The sequence below is a fragment of the Pseudomonas sp. Irchel s3f19 genome, from assembly GCF_900187555.1.
Lineage (GTDB): Bacteria > Pseudomonadota > Gammaproteobacteria > Pseudomonadales > Pseudomonadaceae > Aquipseudomonas > Aquipseudomonas capeferrum.
Genome location: NZ_FYDW01000001.1, coordinates 482,451 through 501,657, shown reverse-complemented (window position 1 = coordinate 501,657; position 19,207 = coordinate 482,451). Strand labels below are relative to the sequence as shown.

Genomic DNA, 19,207 nt, shown 5'->3' with positions numbered 1-19,207 from the left:
ACCCCCGCAAGGGCGGCTACCAGCCGCGCCCGGAGTTCACCCAGAAGTTCACCGACAACGAGGTGGACACCGACTCCACCTGATGGAACCAGCCTTCTGGCAGGAACAACAGGTCACCGGCCTGCAGCACCACGCGCAGGAAGGGCACCTCGCGCGCCGCCGGGAAGCGTTGATAGTCTGGCGCGTCGGGGTTGAAGTCACAGCCGTCCAGGCCCCCTTTGGGGCTGGTCGACCAGGTGCCCAGCGCTGCCCGATGGTGAGGTGCGGCGAGGATGAACGACTTCTGGCCCCAGACCTGGGCGAACAGGTTGTCGGTGTCGTCGCGATGCAGGGGCGTCAGGGTGCCCTTGGGGCCGATCCAGATACGGGGCGAGATGAAGCGCTGGCGCTCGAAGTAATCCGGAAAGCGGATCAGTGTCAGGAGTTTTTCCGGGACGATGTTGTTGCCCATATAGGCCGGTGTCTCGCCAGGCTTGGCCGGTTTGTCCAGCGAAGCGATGAAGTCGGCCATGGAGGTCGAGCGGAAGTCGCGGTCGGTGGAGAAGGTTTTCTTGACGTAGTCACCATGCCGGGTAATGCCCTGCAGCTCGGCGAAATGCTCGAGCGAAGCCTCGCGGCCCATGCTGAACAGTGGCCAGTCCTGCAGGGCGTCGCTGAGTACCACAGGGGTGCCATGCGACAGAAACTCGCTTTGAAAGCGCGACAGCGGCATGTCGGCCCGGGCTATGCGCAGCACCTCGCGCTGCACTGGCAGCGCCGCCGAAACCCGTTCGCTGAGGCGTGCCGGCGTGGGGTAGCGCTGGTTCATCGCCACCTTGGCCGGCGCCGCACCTTTGCGGGCGTTGTTGATGATCTGCGGCAGCAAGGTAGCCAGGCCCATGTTGCCGGTGATTTTCAGGCGTGCGCTGGCGAACAGTTCCTCGACATTGGCCGTGCCGCCCATGATGTCGAGGAAGTCGCGCTCGGCCACTTCGATGGTGACATCCGGGGTGCTGTGCCGGCCCGCGCCCGTGCGGCTGGTGTCGCGCACTTCCGACCAGAAGGCACGGTCCTGGCCGAAGACGAACTGGAACACGCCTTCGATGCCGACGGCATGGGCGTTGGCGAACAGTTTGCTGAGGATGCTCTGAAGGTCCACGGTTAGCCTCTGACGGGGTTTCGTTGTGCAGGGATAACGAGTGTGTCCGTCGTCGATTTAGCCGTGCCTGCCGCTAATTTTCGCGGGGCCTCCTACGTTCCGTAGGGATAGCCGAGTCACATTGTTCAAGCAAGGATCCAACATGGCATTGCACCCTGATCTGGCGGGTTTTCTGGAGCTGGTCGAATTTGGCCGGTTGACGGGCAGAAGCCTGCCCATGCACGCGATGGACGTGGCCCAGGCCCGGGCGGAGTTCGAGGGCAGCTCGCAAGTGCTCGACCCCAGCCCGCCCGGCAGCCTGCAGGTGAGCGAGCTGAACGTCCCGGCGCGTGATGGCGCCAGCCTGCCAGCACGGCTGTACCGCGCGGACGACGCGGACGGTGCTTTGCAGCCGGTGATTTTCTACCTGCACGGTGGCGGTTACGTTGTAGGCAGCCTCGACTCGCATGATTCGGTGTGCCGCCGTCTCGCAGCCATGGGCGAGTTCGCAGTGCTGGCGGCGGACTACCGACTGGCACCGGAACAGCCGTTTCCGGTGGCGCTGCACGATGTGCTGGATACCGCCAACTGGCTGGCCGAACAGGCGCCAGCGCTGGGGCTAGACAATCGCCGAGTGGTGCTGGCGGGGGACAGCGTCGGCGCCAGCCTGGCTGCGGTACTGGCCATCACCGCGGTCGAACAGCCCGAGGCGTTGGCGTTCAAGCCGCTGGCGCAGTTGCTGTTTTACCCGGTGACCGATATTTCCTGCCAGCGCGAGTCCCATCGGCAACATGCCGAAGGCTACCTGCTGGAAACGCCTACCCTGGAGTGGTTCTACCAGCACTATGCGCCGCAGCCGGAGCAGCGCCTGGACTGGCGCGTGTCGCCCTTGCTGTCGACGCTGCGCGCGCCGTTGGCGCCGGCTTATCTGTTCGTGGCCGAGTACGATCCGTTGCATGACGAAGGGATTGCCTACCGTGATTGGTTGGTAGCGGGCGGGACCGAGGTGACGTTCGCCCGGGTCGAGGGGCTGACCCATGACTTTTTGCGCATGTCGGGGATTGTTGGGCAGGTGGGCGATATCTACCAGGATGTGGGGCGTTGGCTGGAGGGGGTTGGGGATAAGGCTTGAGATTGCCGGGGGCGCTTTGCGCCCCTTCCTGCAGCTCAGCGCACCCGCCGTCCCAGCACATCGACCAGCCGGTCGATCTCGGCTTCTGTATTGAGCAACCCAGGCGCGGTACGCACCACCGGCCCGGCATCACGCGACACGGCATCGACGACAATGCGCTGGCTGTTCAGGTACCCAGCCACGTCATCTGCCTCCTGACCCTTGACCCTGAAGAAGGTGAAACCTGCCGAGTAATGAGCACTGCGGGGCGTCACCAGCTCGACCGCCTCAAGCGCCTCAAGGCGTTGCTTTAGGTAGTCGTTGAGCCCATGAATACGCGCCTGGACCTTCGCCTTACCCTGCTGCAGGTGCAGTTCGAACGCCTTGCCCAGCGCCCAGCGGTGCTCGAAGGCATGGTAGCCGCCGGGGGTCATCACGGTGGCGAAGTCTTCATTCTCGGAAAACGTGGCGATGGTCGGGTTCAGGTGCTTGAGCTCGGTGGAGGCCGCGCAGATGATCCCGGTGCCGCGTGGCCCGAACATCCACTTGTGGGTGCCGGCGATGAAGTAGTCGCAGTTCAGGTCGGCAAAGCGCATGTCCTCGACGCCGAAGCCATGCACGCCGTCGATCACATAGATAATTTGATCGCGCTCGTCGCGCTGCCGATTGACCTCGCGCACCAGTGCGCCGATCTCGCCGACAGGCAGCTTCACACCGCTGCCCGAATGCACCCAGGTCATGCCCAGCACGCGGGTCTTGGGGCTGATGGCCGCAGCGAGGGTGCCCAGTACCTGGTCAGTGCTGACCAACGCGGGGTTGTCGAAAAGGCGCAACCTGCGCACCGGCGTGCCATCGCGCGCGGTGCGAAAGCCCAGGGTATGGCGCGCCGCCGAATGCTCGTGCACGGTGGTGAGGATCTCCTGCCCCGGCGCAAGCTTCAGGCCGCCATAGATCAGGCCCAGGCCTTCTGTGGTGCTGCCGGTCAGGGCGATCTGCCGAGGGTTCACTTCCAGGTAGCGGCCCGCCCACTCGCGCACGGCGGCTTCGTGCTTCCACTCCGCCTGGCTGTCCCAGTCGACCATGCGTGCTGGGTGCCGGTCGAAGTTCGCGCGCAGGGCTTCGATGGCCTCGCGCACGGGCTTTGGGTGTGAGGTGATCAGGAAGTTGGCGAAGTGCGCGTACTCCGGGTCCAGCTCGAACAGGCTGCGAAAGCCTGCCCAGGCGTCGCCACCTGCAGCTGGCGAGGCGGCGTGTGCGCCCGGCAGCCACTGGCTGGCCAAGGGCAGGGCGGCGGCCAGGAGGCCTGCCTGCTTGAGAAAGGTACGGCGATGGTTCATGAAGGCACTCGCAGGCTTATCGGGACGAGGTGGTGGCGGGTTGTGCGGCGTGCTGCACCTGTTCCCACACGCGCAGGAAGTTGCCGCCCCAGAGCTTGGCGATATCGGCCTCGGAATAACCGCGGCTGATCAGCTCGGCGGTCACGTTGCGCGCTTCGCTGGCGTCGTGCCAGCCGTCGATGCCGCCGCCTTCGTTGAAGTCCGAGCTCAGGCCCACATGGTCGATGCCCACCTTGCGCACCGTGTAGTCGATGGCGTCGCCAAAGTCCTTGAGCGTGGCCGCTGGTTCTTCGTCGAGGATCCCGTACAACGCGTTGGCGTACTGGCCCACTTTCTGTTCGGGCCAGCCGGCGATGACCGGGTCGCCCGGCATCAACGCGTAGTTGAGGTTGGCCAGTGGCGGCAGGTCGTAGCGGGCGCGCAGGTCGTTGAGTTTGCCCTGGGTCTTGGGGCTCAGCGGCTTGAGATAGGTTGAAAACGCCACCAGCTGGATCACGCCACCGCTGTCCTTGATCAGTTGCATCTCCTTGTCGGACAGGTTACGGGCGATATCGACCATGGCCCGCGGGGCCGAATGCGAAGCCACCACGGGCGCGCGGCTGAGGCTGATGGCCTGGGCCAGCGCCTTGCTCGACATCTGCGACACATCGATGATCACGCCCAGGTCGTTGAGCCGCTGCACGGCACGTTTGCCGACCGGCGAAAGGCCGTCCAGGGCATCGGCGGTGTCATTGAAGAACGGCAGCGGGCGCGAAGAGTCGGCCCAGCTGTTGTTGCCCACATAGCTGAAGCCGAACATGCGCACGCCGCGTGCGGCCCAGCGGTCCAGCTGATCGATGTCGTCGCCCAGGGCATAGGCATTGAGCATGCTGAGGAACACTGCGAACTTGCCCTCGCCATGCAGGCGCCGCATGTCTTGCGGGGTGTAGGCGATACCGACCTGCTCGGGGAAGTCGCGGACCATGGCGTCGATGGCGTTGTAGCGCACTTCCTGGGTGTGGCGCGCGGCTTCGACGAAGCCTGCGGTCGGCCGGTGCGGGCCATCGTCGCCGGTCCAGGATTCGGGCCAGGCGAAGATGGTCAGTGCGGCGCCGGACAACCGCCCGCGGGCGGCCTTGGCGAGGTCGAAGCGGCCGTTGCCGTCTTTGTCAGCCTCGCTGCCTTCGGTGCCGAAGGTCAGCGGCAGGGTGACATGGCTGTCGAACGAGATGATGCGTTCCTGCAGGTCGTTGGCCTGGCGCACCACTTCTCTGGAGTAGCCTGCCGGCGTGTTGAAGTAGTGCCAGGCGGCAAAACCGGCACCTGCGGTCACGGCCGCGGCCAGGCTGATAAACAGGGCTTTCTTCCAGCGTGGAGTCGTCATCTTGGTCTCAGTAGGTTCACCGTCGAGGGATGGGCACAGAGGCCGCCGCTACCTGGAGTGAACGAGCCTGCCGTGTGGAAATTTAGCCAGCCACGGCGGCTCGTCTGCGCCAGCAACGGTAAATTTTGCGCTGTGTACAACGTTCTAGCCTTGGACGGGCCGTGCTCCATGGCCGCAATCAATGCACAGGTAGTTGCAATGACGATTTCTCGACGTGGGTTCATCGCCGGTGTGGCATTGACGGGCGCGGTGGTGCCCGGTGCGTGGTATGCCCAGCGCCAATGGGCCGCCGAAGCGTTCCCGGAAACCCCCGGCGAGGCGGTCGTCGAACTGGCCGATACACCGTTGCAGCAGTTGGGTGACACCTTGCGCGGGATCTGGCGCTGGACCTTGCAGGGCAAGGACGCGGGCCTGCAAGGCTTGCCTGATGGCGAACTGGAGTTGTTCCTGGATGTTGCACCCAGTGGGCGGGCGCTGCGTGGTTATCTGGACACCCCCGAGCGTCTGCGCAGTGATGAACAGCCGCGGTACCGGGTGGTGGGCGACCTGCTGGCAGACAAACCAGGCACCTTGCGCTGGCGCTTGTTCTCGACCCAGCCAGGCGAAACGCAGGCGCGCTATGAATGCCATATCGTCATCGACGAGGTCTGGGGCCGCTTCGGCAATGCCGGGCCAGCAACCCTCAATGGGCGCATTGCGCAACTGGACCGTGCGCTGGCGTTGCCGGTGCAGGACAACCACTTTCTGGCGCTCAAGCACACCTTCCCCGAGGCGCGTGAGCGCACGCCACTGAGCCCGCAGTTGCTGGCCTGGCTGATCACCCCGGAGCACCGTCTGTTTCACCAGTTGTGGCATGCCTCGCGTGACAAATGGCACAAGCTGGACAAGGAAAAACATGCCGCCCTGCGCGGCTTGGGCTGGCAGCCGGGGCCGCGTGAGCGGGAGCGTGACGCGCGTGGCCGGCACAAGGACCGCAACGGCTCGGGCGAAGACTTCTTTTTCATGCACCGGCATATGCTCGGCAGCGCGCGAGCCTTGCAGGACCTGCCTTCATGGGCGCGGTTTCCGCAGCCACAGCCGGAGCTTGAGCGCGACCGCGCAGGCTTCGCCCGCTATTTCGACAACCACGACGGCAATGCCTTGCCGCCCACCTGGCTGGCGAGCGGCGACGCGGAATACACCCAGTGGGTGCGCGACATCAAGAGCCCGGATACCTACCATGGCAACTTCCAGGTCTGGGAGTCGCGTTACAGTGACCCTGAATACCTGAGCACGTTGACCTTGGGCCAGTTCGGTTCGGAAGTGGAGCTGGGCCTGCATGACTGGCTGCACATGCGTTGGGCTTCGGTGCCGCGTGACCCTGTCAACGGCATGCCGGTGCCGACGGCGCGCACGCCTGACGATTTCGCCTTGCGCTGGTTCGCGGCGGAGAACGACTTTCTTGGCGACCCGTTTTCATCCCACGTGAACCCGGTGTTCTGGCAGTTTCATGGCTGGATCGACGACCGCATCGAGGACTGGTTTCGGGCCCATGAGCGGGTTCACCCCGGTGAGGTGCGGCGCCTTGAAATCAATGGTGTGCCTTGGTTTGCGCCAGGGCGCTGGGTTGAAGTGGCCGACCCTTGGTTGGGGCCTGATACGCACGGGTGCTCTACGGTGCCGGGGTTGCGGCCGGGGCGCAGTGTGGAGATGGACCCGGAAACGATGAAGCTGGCCTTGCGCATTATCTATAGCGATGAGGACCTGTTTGGCAAGTTGCGGCCCAAGGTGCCACAGCGGCCTTGGTATGCGCGGAATTTGAAGGTGGGCGTGCGGGGGCGTTGATATCGGTTGGGGGTAGCCTCGGGGCGTAGGGCGGTGATTTTGTAGCGCCTATGAGATCGAGCGCCGCCCGCGCGGCGCATCGCGGCGCAAGGCCGCTCCCACATTTGTTTCGGGCCAATTATTCCTGAAGCATTGGTGCGCGGCCCCTTTGGTGTTCACCTCGATATCGCGTCGTACAAACAAGGGGTCGAGCGCCTATGTCGCAGGCATGACTGGCCCGAAACAAATGTGGGAGCGGCCTTGCGCCGCGATGCGCCGCGCGGGCGGCGCTCGATCTCATAGGCGCTGAAAATGCCAAGCCTGGCACTGAGGCGCCGAAAATCTACCGCCCTACGCCCAGCTACTGCCCAACCTTCCACCCACCCCCCAACGCCTTGTAAAGCGCCACACTCCCTTGCAACCGTGCCAGCCGTAACTGCGCCTGCTGATCTTGCGCCAGGTACAACGTGCGCTGGGTTTCCAGCACGCTGAGCAGGGTCTCGGCGCCTGCACCATAACGCTGCTGGGCCAGGTCAAAAGCCAGGCGCGCCTGCTGCACCTCCTCGTCCTGCCACTGGCGCTGGCGGTCCACGCCATGAATAGCGTTGAGCGCTTTCTCGACATCGGCGAAACCCGCCAGGATGCTGCCCCGGTAAGTCTCCAACAGTTCGACCTGTTCGGCTTCCGCCAGGTCGCGCGAGGCCCTTAACCGGCCGTTGTTGAAGACCGGCGCGACCAGCCCGGCAGTGAGGGTGTAGAACGAGCTGTCGAAGACACGCGCAAAGGTATTGGCGCCGCTGCCCAGATTGGCCCCCAGGGTCAGCTTCGGCAGCATGGCGGCCCTGGCCACCTGTACGTCGGCGCTTGCCGCTGCCAGCCGTGCTTCGGCTGCGGCGATGTCCGGGCGACGGCTTAGCAGCTCGCTGGGGATGCCACTGCCAATGGCTGGCCACTGCAGGGCATCGATCGCTTCACGGCTGGGCGGCAGGGCCTGGACTGGGTCGCCCAGCAGCGTGGCCAAGGTGACCTGGCTGTCTTGCCATTTCTGTTCAAGCAACGGCACCTGTCGCTCCTGGGCGGCCACCAGGCTGCGCTGCTGGGCCAGCTCCAGGCGCGTGGCCGAACCTGTGCGCTGGCGGGCTTCGACCAGGCCCAGTACGTCACGCGCATTGCGCAGGTTGAGCCGGGCGATGTTCAACTGTTCTGCCAGGGCAAGGCCTTGCAGATAGCTGTCGGCCACGGCGCTGACCAGGGTCAGTTCGACGGTTTGCTGATCGAAGCGGCTGGCGTCGAGGCTGTGCATCGCGCTGGTGCGGGCGGCGCGCAGGCCGCCCCAGAAATCGATCTCGTAGCTGGCACTGAGTTTCAGGTCGAAGGAGGTACTGGTGCGCTCGTTGCTGCTGACGTCCAGCTGGTCGTTGCCTTTGCCATGCAACAGGCGTTGGCGGCTGCCATCCAGGCCCAGGTTCAGTTCGGGCAGCAACGGCGCGCCAGCGATAACAGCCTGGGCCTGGGCTTGGCGCACCCGTGCCGTGGCAGCCGCCAGGTCGTGGGCGTTGAGCCGGGCGCGCTCGACCAGGCGGTCCAGCTCGCTACTGGCGAAGGCACGCCACCATTGTGCTGACGGCAGTTGGGCAGATGACGGCTCGACCTCGCCTTGCCAGGCTTGCGGTGCAGTGATGCCGCTTTCGGGAGTAGGGGGCGTGCTGCAAGCGGCGAGGCTCAGGCACAAGGTCAACAGGCTGATACGGCTTGGCAGAGTCATGGGTTATTCGCTGGTAAGGGCTTTGACCGGGTCGAGTCGGGCGGCCTTGCGGGCCGGCATGAAGCCGAACACGATGCCGGTGACGACAGCGCAGGCGAACGCGCCGAATATGGCAGGCAGGGCAAAGGCCACGGCGATCTCGGCCAGCATCAGGCCGCCGCCGATGGCCAGGGCCAGGACGATGCCGGCAATGCCGCCCACCATCGACAGCATCACGGCCTCGCTCAGAAACTGCCGCAGGATGTCGCGCTGACGCGCGCCGGTGGCCATGCGGATGCCAATTTCACGGGTGCGTTCGCGCACGGTCATGAGCATGATGTTCATCACCCCGATGCCGCCCACCAGCAGTGAAATTGCGGCGATCGCCCCCAGCATCAGCGACAGGCTGTTCTGCGTGCGTGCTTCGGCCTGGATCAATGCCGCATCGTTGGTCAGCTCGAAGTCCTGACGGCCTTGGTGGCGCTGGCGCAGCAGCTGATCGATGGCCGCTTCGGCTTCGTTGACCCGTGTGGAGTCGAGGGCGGCAACGGTGATGTAGTCCGGGTCACGCTGGCCAAACAGGCGGATCGCCGCGGCGGAGTAGGGCACCGCGATGCGCCCGTCGCTGTCCTGGTCGCCGGAACTGGCGCCCTTGCCGGCAAGGATGCCGACGACCTGGAACGGCACGTTGCCAATCAGGATGTACTGCCCCAACGGGTCGCGCCCGGGGTCGAGCATCTTTTCCCGCACCTTTTGGCCGATCACTGCCACGGCCGCCGCATTGGCTTCGTCGGCCTCGGTGTAGAAGGCGCCCTCGACCGCTGGCCAGTTGAAGATCTCCGGGAACCAGGTGTTGTTGCCGCCGACATAGAACTGCTGGCTGTTGTTGCCGTGACGCACCATCATCTTCTCGCCAATCACAGGCATGACGTGTTTGACCTGGGGCAGTTCGCCGATGGCGGCGACGTCGTCGAGGGTGATGGTGCCGGCCTGCTCGCCGAGCGTTGCCGGCTTGCCGTTGAGGTAGAGGATGTTCGAGCCGAATGCCGCCATTTGCGCCATGACCTGACGCTTGCTGCCTTCGCCGACGGCCAGCATGACCACCACCGAGGCCACCCCGATGACAATGCCGAGCAGCGTCAATGCGGTGCGAAAGCGGTTGACCCACATCACCCGCCAGGCCGCCTGCAGGGCTTCGATCAGTTCACCTTTCCATGCCCCGCGCAGGGTCGCGCCGCGGTCCAGGCGCTGGCGCAGGTCGTCGGCCTGCAGCCCTTGGTCGGTGTTGACGGGGGTATGCTCGGCGGCCGAATCGCTGATGATCAGGCCATCACGGATTTCGATGACCCGTTGCGCCCGCGCCGCCACTTCGCGGTCGTGGGTGATCAGGATGATTACATGGCCCTGGCTGGCCAGTTCGTCGAGCAGCGCCATGACTTCGGTGCCGCTGTTGCTGTCGAGCGCGCCGGTGGGTTCGTCGGCGAGGATGATGTGGCCGCCGTTCATCAGCGCCCGGGCAATTGACACCCGTTGTTGCTGGCCGCCGGACAACTGGTGCGGGCGGTTGCCGGTGCGGCTGGTCAGGCCAAGGCGGGTGAGCAGGGCGGTTGCGCGCGCGTGGCGCTCGCTGGCGGCGATGCCGGCGTAAATGGCCGGCATCTCGACGTTCTCCTGCGCCGAGCCCGAGGGGATCAGGTGGTAGCCCTGGAACACGAAGCCAAAGGCTTCGCGGCGCAACCAGGCCAGCTCGTCGCTGTCCAGCTCGGCCACGTCCTTGCCGGCAAAGTGATAACTGCCGGCGGTTGGCCGGTCGAGGCAGCCGAGGATGTTCATCAGCGTCGATTTGCCTGAACCGGATGCGCCGACGATGGCGACGAATTCGCCAGGGTGAATGCTCAGGCTGATGCCCTGGAGGATGTCGACCTTGGGGGTATCGACGCCGCCGTAGGACTTGCGGATGTCGATCAGTTCGATCAGGGGCGTCGTCATTCAACCTCCGCTGACGCTGGGGGCGCCGATGACCAGGCGCTCGCCTTCGCTGAGGCCGTCGAGCACCTGCACCCGCAGGCGGTCGCTCAGGCCGGTACGCACCTGGCGCTGTTCCACTTCGCCTTTGCTGTTGAGTACCCGGGCGAGGCGCAGGCCTTCGCTGTCGTCCAGCGCCGCAAGTGGCACGGTCAGCACCTGGCTGGCCTGGCCTGCGACAAAGAACACCTGGGTGGTCATCTCGGCCATCAGGGCGCCGTCCGGGTTGTCGACGTCCAGCAGCACGGTGTACTGCACCACTTGGCTGCCGGTGGTGCCATTGACGGCGCTGGCCGGGCTGCCACCGCCCTGGCTGGTCTGGTCCAGCGGCTTGGGCGGGATTGGCAGAATCTGCCGCACCGTGCTGGTCCAGCGGCGTTTGCCGCCGGCCAGGGTGGTGAAGTAGGCGGTCATGCCAGGTTTGACCTTGCCGATGTCGGCTTCCGATACCTGGGCCCAGACGGTCATGGGCGAAAGCTTGGCGATGCGCAGGATCAACGGCGTCTGCTGTTGCGCGTTGAGGGTCTGGCCTTCACGGGCATCGACCGCCACCACGGTGCCGTCCATGGGCGCATAGATCCGCGTATAGCCCAGCTCCGCCTCGTCACTGCGCAGGTTGGCCTGGGCCTGGCGGATCTGCGCCTGGAACATTTCGATGCGTGCCTGGGTCACCTTGAGTTGGGCATCGGCGGCCTGGACGTCTTCGTCGCGGGTTGCCCCGGCGGCGGCCAGGTCGCGCTGGCGCTTGAGCTGCTGCTGGGCCAGTTGAAACTGTGCGCGCTGCTCGGCCAGCTGGGCCTTGAGGTTGTCGATCGAATAGCGCCCGGCGTCGAGCCTGGCTTGCTGGGTGGAGGGGTCGATCTCGACCAGCAACTGGCCTTTGCGCACCGGGTCGCCGGCTTCGACGTGCAATTTATGGATCTGCCCGGAAGCCTGGGCACCCACGTCGACGTAGCGCCGCGGCTGCAGGGTGCCCAAGGCGGTGACGCTGCTTTCGATGTCGGTGCGGGTGACGGCGACCGTGCTGAACGGCTGCGCGCCGAAGGGCAGGGTCTTCCAGGCCAGCAAGCTGCCCAGGCTTAGCAGGGCCAAGCCACCGAGCAGTATCCGACGGCGGGTGTGGGGTAAACGTCTCATGCAGACTTCCAGCCAGGGGTGATGGCCACGCACAGCCAAGAAAGCGGCGCGCACTGAGGTCCCAGTTAGACGAAGGCTGACGGTACGGATTTAGCGTGATCGGAGGGGAGGATGCCGTGTTGCTGAGAATAATTATAGTTTGTACTATCGCACGTTGACATCACTCAGTCCCGCGTAGCTGCCCGAAACGGCTTTCTGGCAAAGGCAGGCAGGACGACCTCAGGTAACGTCGTGGAACATTACTATCGCGAACTGGTGGGCTTCCTCTCCGCGCGCCTGGGCAGTCGTCAGGCTGCCGAAGACGTCGCGCACGATGCCTATCTGCGGGTACTGGAACGTACCGATGCCGAACGGATCGAGCATCCGCGTGCCTTTCTCTACCGCACAGCGCTCAACCTGGTGGTCGATCGTCACCGGCGCCACCAGGTGCGTCAGGCCGAACCGCTGGAGGTACTCGACAGCGACGAGCGCTGGCACAGCCCGGCACTCACCCACGACATGCAGCTCGACCAGCGCCTGGCGCTGATGCAGCGCGCCCTGGATGAACTGGGCAAGGTTTGTCGCGACTGCTTCCTGCTGCGCAAGCTCGATGGCCTGTCGCATCAGCAGATTGCCGAGCATCTGGGGGTGTCCCGCAGTGTGGTTGAAAAGCACATCGTCAATGCCATGAAGCACTGCCGTGTGCGCATGCGCGAGTGGGAATCCTGAAAAACGGGTGAAAGGCGGATGAAAATTCCGTCACCCCGTCACTTGATTTCTGCGGGTTTCCCGACAACTATCAAGAGAGACCCCAGCCAGGCATAGCTTTGGCGATTGCCGTTACTGGCGCAGTATGGTCAGGGAGTGTCCCTTTTTACCTACTGCCCAGGTCCGACAATGGCAAACAAGACCCTGCGCATCCTCATCGCCGACGAGCATCCTTGCCAGCGTTTGCAGCTGGAGAAACTGCTCAATGGCCTTGGCTATTACCGGATTGCACCCGTGGACAGCTTCGAGGAGCTGCAGCGCCTGGTGCAGTGTGCCTTGCAGCCCTTTCACCTGCTGTTGGGCAACATCGAGCTGGCCAGCCATGTTGGCGTCGACCTGGCGCGCTTCTGCCGGGTCAGCACGCAGATCCAGCATGCGCTGCTTTATCACTCCTCGCAGTTGAAAGTGCCCGCCGTGCCGCAGACCGAACGCCAGTCCGTCAGCCTGAGCCTGCCGCAGGCGCCGGATAACGAGGCGCTCGAGTCGTTCATGGCGATCATCGACGCGCCGCTGCTGGTCGGCAAGCTGCCACTGCCTGTGGCAGCTCCGGCCAGCACACTGCGCCCGCGGGTGAACTTCGCGCAGACGGTGTTCAGCCGCTAGCGCCAAGGCGGGCAGGGCAAGGCAGGTATTTGCTATCCTCTTGCCCTTTGCCGATCTGCGGACCCTGCCATGACTGCCATCGATACCGCTCGCCCGCCCCGGTTCAGCCGTGGCGACCACCGGACCCTGGGCCTGGCGGCGCTGGGTGGCGCGCTGGAAATCTACGATTTCATCATCTTCGTGTTCTTCGCCCTGACCCTGAGCAAGTTGTTCTTCCCGCCCGAAATGCCCGAATGGCTGCGCCTGCTGCAAAGCTTCGGAATCTTCGTGACGGGCTACCTGGCGCGGCCGCTGGGGGGCATCGTCATGGCGCATTTCGCCGATCACTTGGGGCGCAAGCGGGTGTTCAGCCTGAGCATCCTGATGATGGCCCTGCCGTGCCTGCTGATCGGGGTGATGCCAACCTATGCCGACATCGGCTACGCGGCGCCACTGATTTTGCTGGCACTGCGCATTCTGCAGGGGGCTGCGGTCGGCGGGGAGGTGCCAAGCGCCTGGACGTTCGTTGCCGAGCACGCGCCGCAAGGTCGGCGCGGTTATGCCTTGGGTTTCCTGCAAGCCGGGTTGACCTTTGGCTACCTGCTGGGGGCGCTGACCGCGACCTTGTTGGCCCAGGCGTTTACCGCGCAGGAAATTCTCGATTACGCCTGGCGTTACCCCTTCCTGCTCGGGGGGGTATTTGGTGTGATCGGCGTGTGGTTGCGCCGCTGGCTAAGTGAAACACCGGTGTTCATGGCCTTGCGCGAGCGTAAGGAACAACCCGTGGCGTTCCCCCTGCGGCGGGTGCTGGGCGAGCATCGTGGGGCGTTGCTCCCGGCAGCGCTGCTGACCTGCGTGCTGACGTCGGCAGTGGTGGTGTTGGTGGTGATCACGCCGACGGTGATGCAGCAGCGCTTCGGCATGACCGCTGCGCACACCTTTGCCTTGAGCAGTGTAGGTATCGTGTTCCTGAATATCGGCTGTGTGCTGGCCGGGCTGCTGGTCGATCGCCTGGGCGCCTGGCGTGCGCTGATGATCTACAGCCTGCTGCTGCCGCTGGGTATCGGGGCGTTGTATGCGAGCCTGGTGGGGCAGTGGGGCATGACCTGGCTGGCCTATGCGCTGGCGGGGCTGTGCTGCGGCGTGGTGGGCGTGGTGCCGTCGGTGATGGTCGGGCTGTTCCCGGCGCAGATCCGGGTTTCGGGCATCTCCTTCACCTACAACATTGCCTATGCCCTGTGGGCGAGTACCACGCCCTTGGCGCTGATCGCTCTGATGCCGTGGAGCCCGTGGGTGTGTGTCGGCTTTTGTCTGATCATGGGCGCGGTGGGGCTGCTCACGGCCCTGTATTTCGGGCGTCGTGAGCCTTTGGCGTTTGCGGCGGAGCGGATGCCGATCATGTGTGGTGACAAATGAGGCATTAGAGGCAGGTGGGGGGTGGGGCAGACTTCCAGGTGGGGGCTATTGGAATAACCTATTAGCCAAATTTAACCTGGAAGGTTAATTTCTCATGGAAAAGAGAACGCCTCATTGCCCGCTGGAGCGGATAAAAGCCCTGACTGCGGCAAGGCGCGTCAGCCCTACGGGCACTGCATTAAGAGATGCTAAGGCGCTAGGAATGGATTTTCCGGGCATGCTTGAGGTAAGCACTAGCTTGAAGCGCACTGATTTCTACAAAAGCATGACCAGCCATATTGATCACCGGGTTTGGCAGGACGTATACCGCCCGTTTACAGCGGTTGGCTACGTTTACCTGAAAGTGTCCGTGGTCAACGACGTGCTTATCGTGCCTTCAAGGAGTTGTAATCATGAGATGTCCAATTTGCGGGGGTGCCGAGCTTGCACCTGACACTCAGGGCATGCCTTATCGCTACAAGGGAGAGACGACCCTGATCCCGGACGTAAGTGGCGATTATTGTTCCGCATGCGGTGAGTGCGTGCTGAGCCATGATCAAGCCATGCGTGTCAGCGATCTGATGACGGCATTCGAGCGCCAAGTCAATGCAACTGTAGTGGACCCTTCTTTCATTGCCTCCATACGCAGGAAGTTCGACCTCGATCAGCGGCAAGCGGGGGAAATTTTTGGTGGCGGGGTCAATGCGTTCTCCCGTTATGAAAATGGCAAGACCACGCCACCCGTGGCGCTGGTAAAGCTGCTGAAGCTACTGGATCGCCACCCCGAACTGTTCGAGGAAGTGCGTACAGCCTGATGCGAGCAGGCAACAAAAAGCCCCTGACTCCAAGGAGGCAGGGGCTTTTGTTGCTGCAGGGGCATGGCCTTACATGTTCGGGTAGTTCGGCCCGCCGGCGCCTTCAGGGGTAACCCAGGTGATGTTCTGGGCCGGGTCCTTGATGTCGCAGGTCTTGCAGTGCACGCAGTTCTGCGCGTTGATCTGGAAGCGCTTGCTGCCGTCTTCCTGGCTGACCACTTCGTACACGCCGGCCGGGCAGTAGCGTTGGGCCGGCTCGTCGTACAGCGGCAGGTTGCTGGCGATCGGTACGTTCGGGTCGGTCAGCTTCAGGTGGCAGGGTTGTTCCTCTTCATGGTTGGTGCTGGAGAGGAATACCGAGCTGAGCTTGTCGAAGCTGAGCTTGCCGTCTGGTTTCGGGTAGTCGATTTTTTTCGAATCGGCCGCGAGCTTGAGGCAGGCGTAGTCCGGCTTGGTGTCGTGCAAGGTGAACGGCAGCTTGCCGCCGAACCAGTTCTGGTCGACATAGTTGAAGGCTGCGCCGAACAACGGGCCGAACTTGTGCATGGCCGGGCCGAAGTTGCGGCTGGCGAACAGCTCTTCATGCAGCCAGCTGGCCTTGAAGGCGTCGACATAGGTAGTGAGTGCGTCGCCACCCTCGCTGCCGGCAATCAATGCGTCGGCCACTGCGTCGGCGGCGAGCATGCCAGACTTCATCGCCGTGTGGCTGCCCTTGATCTTGGCCACGTTCATGGTGCCCAAGTCGCAACCGATCAGCGCGCCACCGTTGAAGACCATCTTCGGCAGCGAGTTGATCCCGCCCTTGGCCAGGGCGCGGGCGCCGTAGCTGATGCGCTTGCCGCCTTCGAGGTACTGGCTGATCACCGGGTGGTGCTTGAGGCGCTGGAACTCGTCGAACGGCGACAGGTACGGGTTGGCGTAGGACAGGTCGACGATCAGGCCGACCACCACCTGGTTGTTTTCCAGGTGATACAGGAACGAGCCACCGGTGTTCTCGGTGCTCACCACGTCCAGCGGCCAGCCGGCAGTGTGTACCACCAGGCCCTGTTCGTGCTTGCTCGGGTCGATTTCCCAGATTTCCTTGAGGCCGATGCCGTAATGCTGGACGTCGGATTCACTGTCGAGGTTGAAGCGCTTGATCAGCTGCTTGCCGATGTGCCCACGGCAGCCTTCGGCGAACAGCGTGTACTTGGCGCGCAGTTCCATGCCAGGGGTGTACAGGCCGTCTTTCGGGTTGCCTTCGCGGTCGACACCCAGGTCGCCGGTGACGATACCGCGCACCACGCCGTTTTCATCGAATAGCGCTTCCTGGGCAGCGAAACCTGGGTAGATCTCCACGCCCAGGTTCTCGGCCTGCTGGGCCAGCCAGCGGCACAGGTTGCCCAGCGAGATGATGTAGTTGCCCTCGTTGTGCATGGTCTTGGGCACGAACAGGTCCGGGACCTTGATCGAGCTGCCGCCATCCTTGAGCACGTAGATGTCGTCGCGCTTTACCGCAGTGTTGAGCGGTGCGCCGAGTTCTTTCCAGTCGGGGAACAACTCGTTCAGTGCGCGCGGTTCGAATACCGCGCCGGAGAGGATGTGGGCACCGACTTCAGAGCCTTTCTCGACCACGCAGACGCTGATCTCGCTACCGGCTTCGGCGGCCTTCTGCTTCAGGCGGCAGGCGGCGGACAGCCCCGCCGGGCCGGCGCCGACGATGACCACGTCGAATTCCATGTATTCGCGTTCCACTGGTTCTCTCCTACTCATCAAGGCTCGTGCTGTTGCTTGGTCTTATGGGTGTGGGGTGATCATGCGCACCGCGCTTCACGGGCGCGGAGCTGTAGCAGCGCAGAGGATGGACTACACCGTTTTGTCTTGGCCGCGCATTATATCTACACCACTTGGCGGGTCCAATACAAACGTTTGTTTGAATTTGCCGCAGGCCAGTAAAATCACAGGAGTGCGGCTGGAGGGTGACCGATTTGCCGTATTGACCGGATTGGGTGTTGCGGTCAAGATACGAGCGGTTTTACGTTCGCCGTAGGCTTGTCGCCGGGCGCAGGTACACCTCTAAAAACCAGGTGTGGAGTAAGGCTTTGCGGCCAATTCACGGTTTGTAGTGGAGTTTACACGCCACCACAGAAAATGACCCGCGGGTATTTGCCGCAAGCGTCATGACAAGACTGCTCGGTCACCTTGAAGTTTGCTCTACCCGGTACGTTTTTAGAGGTGCCCTTGTACCCACGCGCATCGCCGGGCATGTCCCCAGGCGACTTTCTATTCACCGGAGAGTAACGAGGAATCCATGAAGGTTCTTGTAGCTGTCAAACGAGTGGTCGACTACAACGTCAAGGTTCGCGTCAAAGCGGACAACTCCGGCGTCGACCTTGCAAACGTCAAGATGTCCATGAACCCTTTCTGCGAAATCGCCGTTGAGGAAGCCGTACGCCTGAAAGAAAAGGGTATTGCGACCGAGATCGTCGTGGTTTCCGTCGGCCCGACCACTGCCCAGGAGCAACTGCGTACCGCCCTGGCCCTGGGTGCCGATCGCGCCATCCTGGTAGAAGCCGCTGACGAACTGAACTCCCTGGCCGTGGCCAAGGCGCTCAAGGCTATCGTCGACAAAGAGCAGCCACAGCTGGTCATCCTCGGCAAGCAGGCCATCGACAGCGACAACAACCAGACCGGCCAGATGCTGGCCGCGCTGACCGGTTACGCCCAGGGTACCTTCGCCTCCAAGGTGGAAGTCGCTGGCGACAAGCTGAACGTCACCCGTGAAATCGATGGCGGCCTGCAGACCGTATCGCTGAACCTGCCAGCGATCGTCACCACCGACCTGCGCCTGAACGAGCCGCGCTACGCGTCGCTGCCGAACATCATGAAGGCCAAGAAAAAGCCGCTGGAAACCGTCACGCCAGACGCGCTGGGCGTTTCCCTGGCCTCCACCAACAAGACCCTCAAGGTCGAAGCGCCTGCTGCACGCAGCGCGGGTATCAAGGTCAAGTCGGTGGCAGAACTGGTCGAGAAACTGAAGAACGAGGCGAAGGTAATCTAAATGACTATCCTGGTTATCGCTGAATACGAAAACGGCGCCGTGGCCCCGGCCACCCTGAACACTGTCGCCGCTGCCGCCAAAATCGGTGGTGATGTGCACGTGCTGGTCGCAGGCCAGAACGTCGGTGGTGTCGCCGAAGCCGCTGCCAAGATCGCCGGTGTTGCCAAGGTGCTGGTTGCTGACAACGCCGCCTATGCCCATCTGCTGCCTGAAAACGCAGCGCCGCTGATCGTCGAGCTGGCCAAGGGCTATAGCCACGTGCTGGCCCCGGCCACCACCAACGGCAAGAACATCCTGCCGCGCGTTGCCGCACTGCTGGACGTCGACCAGATCTCCGAGATCATCGCGGTCGAATCGGCCGACACCTTCAAGCGCCCGATCTACGCCGGTAACGCCATTGCCACTGTGCAATCCAGCGCTGCGGTCAAGGTCATCACCGTGCGTACCACCGGTTTCGACGCAGTCGCGGCCGAAGGCGGTTCTGCCTCGGTTGAAACCGTCGCTGCCGCCCATGACGCTGGCAAGTCGTCCTTCGTGGGTGAAGAGCTGGCCAAGTCCGACCGCCCAGAGCTGACTGCAGCCAAGATCGTCGTTTCCGGCGGCCGTGGCATGGGCAACGGCGACAACTTCAAGCACCTGTACAGCCTCGCCGACAAGCTCGGCGCTGCTGTGGGCGCCTCGCGCGCTGCGGTCGACGCAGGTTTTGTGCCCAACGACATGCAGGTCGGCCAGACCGGCAAGATCGTCGCACCGCAGCTGTACATCGCCGTCGGTATCTCCGGCGCGATCCAGCACCTGGCGGGCATGAAAGACTCCAAAGTGATCGTTGCGATCAACAAGGACGAAGAAGCGCCGATCTTCCAGGTTGCCGATTACGGCCTGGTCGCTGACCTGTTCGAAGCGGTTCCGGAGCTGGAAAAGCTGGTCTGATCCGCCTGCTTCACTTATAAAGAAGCCCGGCCCTCGTACTGAGGGCCGGGTTTTTTTATGG

The 19,207-nt window shown here is 63.6% G+C and carries 16 protein-coding genes; 9 read left to right on the top strand and 7 right to left on the bottom strand.

Annotated elements, in window-relative coordinates:
• Nucleotides 1-16 precede the first annotated feature (16 nt).
• Nucleotides 17-1,138 carry a cupin-like domain-containing protein gene (locus CKW22_RS02275; protein ID WP_047581297.1) on the bottom strand — a complete coding sequence of 374 codons (1,122 nt, stop codon included), beginning with the start codon at nucleotides 1,136-1,138 and terminating at the stop codon, nucleotides 17-19.
• A 142-nt stretch (nucleotides 1,139-1,280) separates the two neighbouring features.
• On the opposite strand from CKW22_RS02275, the gene CKW22_RS02270 reads away from it, so the two are divergent.
• Nucleotides 1,281-2,249, top strand: a complete 969-nt coding sequence (locus tag CKW22_RS02270; protein WP_095063697.1) for an alpha/beta hydrolase — start codon at nucleotides 1,281-1,283, stop codon at nucleotides 2,247-2,249.
• A gap of 35 nt (nucleotides 2,250-2,284) precedes the next feature.
• On the opposite strand, the gene CKW22_RS02265 is transcribed toward CKW22_RS02270, so the two are convergent.
• Both CKW22_RS02265 and CKW22_RS02260 read right to left on the bottom strand, forming a co-directional pair.
• Complete coding sequence (locus CKW22_RS02265; protein ID WP_033699315.1) at nucleotides 2,285-3,565, bottom strand: aminotransferase class V-fold PLP-dependent enzyme; 1,281 nt, start codon at nucleotides 3,563-3,565, stop codon at nucleotides 2,285-2,287.
• Between the two features lie 16 nt (nucleotides 3,566-3,581).
• A complete protein-coding gene (locus CKW22_RS02260) occupies nucleotides 3,582-4,928 on the bottom strand; it encodes a dipeptidase (RefSeq protein WP_095063696.1) in 1,347 nt (448 codons plus the stop codon).
• 198 nt (nucleotides 4,929-5,126) lie between these two features.
• Here CKW22_RS02260 and CKW22_RS02255 point away from each other — a divergent pair, with 198 nt between their 5' ends.
• Entirely contained in the window at nucleotides 5,127-6,752 is a 1,626-nt protein-coding gene (locus tag CKW22_RS02255) for a PvdJ/PvdD/PvdP-like protein (RefSeq protein ID WP_095063695.1), read from the top strand.
• 340 nt (nucleotides 6,753-7,092) lie between these two features.
• Here the strand turns inward: CKW22_RS02255 and CKW22_RS02250 are convergent, their stop codons facing one another.
• From CKW22_RS02250 to CKW22_RS02240, 3 genes are read right to left on the bottom strand one after another with little or no spacing between them, the layout of a single operon-like run.
• The gene (locus CKW22_RS02250) at nucleotides 7,093-8,496 is read right to left on the bottom strand and encodes an efflux transporter outer membrane subunit (RefSeq protein ID WP_095063694.1); all 1,404 of its coding nucleotides are present in this window, start codon (nucleotides 8,494-8,496) and stop codon (nucleotides 7,093-7,095) included.
• A 3-nt stretch (nucleotides 8,497-8,499) separates the two neighbouring features.
• On the bottom strand, nucleotides 8,500-10,464 hold the full coding sequence (locus tag CKW22_RS02245; RefSeq protein ID WP_095063693.1) for a MacB family efflux pump subunit: 1,965 nt from the start codon (nucleotides 10,462-10,464) through the stop codon (nucleotides 8,500-8,502).
• Nucleotides 10,465-11,637 (bottom strand): efflux RND transporter periplasmic adaptor subunit, encoded by a 1,173-nt coding sequence (locus CKW22_RS02240; RefSeq protein WP_047581288.1) that lies wholly within the window; start codon nucleotides 11,635-11,637, stop codon nucleotides 10,465-10,467.
• A gap of 231 nt (nucleotides 11,638-11,868) precedes the next feature.
• Between CKW22_RS02240 and CKW22_RS02235 the strand changes: the two genes are divergently transcribed.
• The 5 genes from CKW22_RS02235 (at nucleotide 11,869) to CKW22_RS02215 (ending at nucleotide 15,176) form a co-directional block, all read left to right on the top strand.
• Complete coding sequence (locus CKW22_RS02235) at nucleotides 11,869-12,345, top strand: sigma-70 family RNA polymerase sigma factor (RefSeq protein ID WP_033699303.1); 477 nt, start codon at nucleotides 11,869-11,871, stop codon at nucleotides 12,343-12,345.
• 168 nt (nucleotides 12,346-12,513) lie between these two features.
• A complete protein-coding gene (locus CKW22_RS02230; RefSeq protein ID WP_033699301.1) occupies nucleotides 12,514-12,987 on the top strand; it encodes a response regulator in 474 nt (157 codons plus the stop codon).
• 69 nt (nucleotides 12,988-13,056) lie between these two features.
• A complete protein-coding gene (locus CKW22_RS02225) occupies nucleotides 13,057-14,382 on the top strand; it encodes an MFS transporter (RefSeq protein ID WP_047581286.1) in 1,326 nt (441 codons plus the stop codon).
• Between the two features lie 94 nt (nucleotides 14,383-14,476).
• Nucleotides 14,477-14,815, top strand: coding sequence for a type II toxin-antitoxin system MqsR family toxin (locus CKW22_RS02220; protein WP_052040617.1), 339 nt, complete (start codon nucleotides 14,477-14,479; stop codon nucleotides 14,813-14,815).
• A complete protein-coding gene (locus CKW22_RS02215; protein WP_033699296.1) occupies nucleotides 14,775-15,176 on the top strand; it encodes a type II TA system antitoxin MqsA family protein in 402 nt (133 codons plus the stop codon). The genes CKW22_RS02220 and CKW22_RS02215 overlap by 41 nt, the downstream gene beginning before the upstream one ends.
• 69 nt (nucleotides 15,177-15,245) lie before the next feature.
• On the opposite strand, the gene CKW22_RS02210 is transcribed toward CKW22_RS02215, so the two are convergent.
• Nucleotides 15,246-16,928, bottom strand: a complete 1,683-nt coding sequence (locus CKW22_RS02210) for an electron transfer flavoprotein-ubiquinone oxidoreductase (protein ID WP_077068488.1) — start codon at nucleotides 16,926-16,928, stop codon at nucleotides 15,246-15,248.
• A gap of 538 nt (nucleotides 16,929-17,466) precedes the next feature.
• On the opposite strand from CKW22_RS02210, the gene CKW22_RS02205 reads away from it, so the two are divergent.
• On the top strand, nucleotides 17,467-18,216 hold the full coding sequence (locus CKW22_RS02205; RefSeq protein WP_033699291.1) for an electron transfer flavoprotein subunit beta/FixA family protein: 750 nt from the start codon (nucleotides 17,467-17,469) through the stop codon (nucleotides 18,214-18,216).
• Nucleotides 18,217-19,146 (top strand): electron transfer flavoprotein subunit alpha/FixB family protein, encoded by a 930-nt coding sequence (locus CKW22_RS02200; protein ID WP_033699289.1) that lies wholly within the window; start codon nucleotides 18,217-18,219, stop codon nucleotides 19,144-19,146.
• The last annotated feature ends 61 nt before the right edge of the window (nucleotides 19,147-19,207 follow it).

Excerpts from the sequence above, each read along its gene's own strand:
- CKW22_RS02270 (WP_095063697.1), top strand. The coding sequence starts at position 1,281 with ATGGCATTGCACCCTGATCTGGCGGGTTTTCTGGAGCTGGTCGAATTT.
- CKW22_RS02265 (WP_033699315.1), bottom strand. The coding sequence starts at position 3,565 with ATGAACCATCGCCGTACCTTTCTCAAGCAGGCAGGCCTCCTGGCCGCC.
- CKW22_RS02260 (WP_095063696.1), bottom strand. The coding sequence starts at position 4,928 with ATGACGACTCCACGCTGGAAGAAAGCCCTGTTTATCAGCCTGGCCGCG.
- CKW22_RS02255 (WP_095063695.1), top strand. The coding sequence starts at position 5,127 with ATGACGATTTCTCGACGTGGGTTCATCGCCGGTGTGGCATTGACGGGC.
- CKW22_RS02250 (WP_095063694.1), bottom strand. The coding sequence starts at position 8,496 with ATGACTCTGCCAAGCCGTATCAGCCTGTTGACCTTGTGCCTGAGCCTC.
- CKW22_RS02245 (WP_095063693.1), bottom strand. The coding sequence starts at position 10,464 with ATGACGACGCCCCTGATCGAACTGATCGACATCCGCAAGTCCTACGGC.
- CKW22_RS02240 (WP_047581288.1), bottom strand. The coding sequence starts at position 11,637 with ATGAGACGTTTACCCCACACCCGCCGTCGGATACTGCTCGGTGGCTTG.
- CKW22_RS02230 (WP_033699301.1), top strand. The coding sequence starts at position 12,514 with ATGGCAAACAAGACCCTGCGCATCCTCATCGCCGACGAGCATCCTTGC.
- CKW22_RS02225 (WP_047581286.1), top strand. The coding sequence starts at position 13,057 with ATGACTGCCATCGATACCGCTCGCCCGCCCCGGTTCAGCCGTGGCGAC.
- CKW22_RS02220 (WP_052040617.1), top strand. The coding sequence starts at position 14,477 with ATGGAAAAGAGAACGCCTCATTGCCCGCTGGAGCGGATAAAAGCCCTG.
- CKW22_RS02215 (WP_033699296.1), top strand. The coding sequence starts at position 14,775 with ATGAGATGTCCAATTTGCGGGGGTGCCGAGCTTGCACCTGACACTCAG.
- CKW22_RS02210 (WP_077068488.1), bottom strand. The coding sequence starts at position 16,928 with ATGAGTAGGAGAGAACCAGTGGAACGCGAATACATGGAATTCGACGTG.
- CKW22_RS02205 (WP_033699291.1), top strand. The coding sequence starts at position 17,467 with ATGAAGGTTCTTGTAGCTGTCAAACGAGTGGTCGACTACAACGTCAAG.
- CKW22_RS02200 (WP_033699289.1), top strand. The coding sequence starts at position 18,217 with ATGACTATCCTGGTTATCGCTGAATACGAAAACGGCGCCGTGGCCCCG.